The sequence below is a fragment of the Seonamhaeicola sp. ABD4_175 genome, assembly GCF_056160885.1.
Window position 1 is genome coordinate 1 of the sequence record NZ_JBSWYC010000014.1, and the last position, 1,490, is coordinate 1,490.

2 protein-coding genes are annotated in these 1,490 nt (G+C 32.0%); one reads left to right on the top strand and one right to left on the bottom strand.

Going from position 1 to position 1,490, the window contains the following annotated elements:
- Positions 1–527: 527 nt before the first annotated feature.
- On the top strand, positions 528–1,148 hold the full coding sequence (locus ACXAG4_RS15495) for a recombinase family protein (RefSeq protein WP_475297004.1): 621 nt from the start codon (positions 528–530) through the stop codon (positions 1,146–1,148).
- Here ACXAG4_RS15495 and ACXAG4_RS15500 read toward each other — a convergent pair whose 3' ends face one another.
- Positions 1,149–1,427, bottom strand: coding sequence for a recombinase family protein (locus ACXAG4_RS15500; protein WP_475297005.1), 279 nt, complete (start codon positions 1,425–1,427; stop codon positions 1,149–1,151).
- Between the last annotated feature and the right edge of the window lie 63 nt (positions 1,428–1,490).

Consider the following 1,490-nt stretch of genomic DNA (forward strand, 5'->3'; position numbering starts at 1 on the left):
ACATTATAGAAAACTACCCTTTTTAATTTTGGATATTGATTGCCATCAACTCACATGATTTGGTGGCAACGTTGCCACTAATTAGTTCTTCAGCCATATTTAAGAGCTTCATATTATGGATTTTAATTGAATCATAGAAAATTATATTAAAACCGACTCCATGTTTTTATGTTTTTAATGGCACATTATGAGTATTTGGCATGTTGACGGCACGTTAGTGGCATCCATAAACACCTATGAATAAAGACTATATTATATGTTTGCCACATTGCCATTACTTTTACATAAAACTATTTTATTAAAAATATAATAGAATATATATTAGATATAATATCAACAATAGTTTTGGGTTTTAACGTGGCAATGTGGCATTTTTAATAATATTATTGACTTAATGTTATTAATTTAAAGTCTAATCTATTCAATATACATAATCACGATAAGATAATTGCCGTAAACATACACTTGTCAGGGAATTATCACTATATTAGTGTTATTATTTAATACAACCTAAATTAATAACATTTATGAGCAATATTGGATACTACCTAAGAACCTCTCATTACCTTCAGAATATAGGAACGCAAATTGATAAAATCGAAGATGGTTGGAAGGTATATGAAGATAAAGGTGTCAGCGGTCGAATCCCTTTTATTGAACGTCCAAGTGGTAAACGACTTATTGAGGATATTGCAAACGGTAAGATTAATCAAGTGATAGTCCTTCGTATCGACCGCCTTGGTAGAGACCTAGAAGACATTTTAAAAACCATTAAGACTATCCATAGTTATAATGTACCAATCACATCGCAAAATGAGGGTATAACTACTCTTATTGATGGTAAAGAGAGCGTGATGTCTAACTTGCTCATTAATATATTAAGCTCGATTAGTGAGTTCCAATACCACCAAACTAGAGAAAAAACATTAGCAGGAATTGAACGTGCTAAATTAGATGGTAAATATAAAGGACGAAAAATCGGTAGTACAGAAAGTGTTGAGACCTTCTTATCTAAACCAAAAGTGCAAAAGATAATGACCTTACTTAATGAAGATATAGGAATCAGAAAGATTAGTCGAATCGTTGAATGCTCACCTAACTACATATATAAGGTAAAGAATGCCATGACAACTAAACTTTCTGCCTAATTAAATCTGATTAATCTTTACATCAGTTATTGTAGGTTCGAACTCTCGACTGAACCTCTGAATGCTTTTGTTCTTCTTCTTATAAATACTCCAACAATGCGTGTGAGTGAACGTCTTACCTCTAGGTGTTTTATAGTTGTTCTCAATCAACCAATCCGATATCTGTTTAAAGTTCCATCCATCTTTCTCATGAAACTTACTTATGATATCAAAAAGTTCTTGCTGATATGGACTGTAAGTTGATGTCCATAGATTAGATGATGATAAACTTACAGACAAATTAAGTGAGTATATAGGTTTAATAGGTGCTGAGTGTTGTCCCGTTGGAGAACATTCAGTTAC

Bases quoted from the DNA above. Each gene is read 5' to 3' on its own strand.
- ACXAG4_RS15495 (WP_475297004.1), top strand. From the start codon at position 528: ATGAGCAATATTGGATACTACCTAAGAACCTCTCATTACCTTCAGAAT.